1 protein-coding gene is annotated in these 605 nt (G+C 36.0%); it reads left to right on the forward strand.

Going from position 1 to position 605, the window contains the following annotated elements; genetic code table 11:
• Nucleotides 1–582, forward strand: a 582-nt coding sequence (locus AC23P2_RS31170; protein ID WP_487776802.1) for a transposase, incomplete at its 5' end; no start/stop codon positions are given.
• Between the last annotated feature and the right edge of the window lie 23 nt (nt 583–605).

Consider the following 605-nt stretch of genomic DNA (forward strand, 5'->3'; position numbering starts at 1 on the left):
CGACTTGTCAAGGTTCGAAAAATATTGAAATCGCCCTTGACTGACAGCAAAGATTTTCTTTCTCAAAAAGATCATAAAGAGGCAAAAAAAGCTTGTGAAAAATCCATTGATGCACTAAAAAAAGACATTCAAAAGATTGAAAATCAAATCCATAACACCATTCACGGAGACTCATATCTCAAGGAATTATTTGAATTGATTGAATCTGTCAAAGGCATCGGCCCAGTTATCGCTACAGAAATTTTAATTATTACCAACGAGTTTAAAGACATTAATGACGCTAAAAAGTTTGCTTGTCATGCAGGTGTTGTTCCATTTGAGCATCAATCGGGCAAATATAAGGGACGTTCAAAAACGAGCAACAAGGCCAATAAGCAACTCAAGGCATTACTCCACAATGGGGCTGCGTCTGCTATTCAGCATTCCAAAGAAATTAAAGAGTATTATGTTCGTAAAACTGCTCAGGGAAAGAACGAAATGCTGGTCAGAAATAACATTTGTAATAAGTTGATTCATCGGGTTTTCTCGTGTGTACATCGAAAGGAAAAATATAAAGATTTTTATACGTCATCAGTTGCATGAATCATAGAAATCGGTCCGACTTT

Source organism: Runella sp. R0.1_18, from assembly GCF_057652155.1.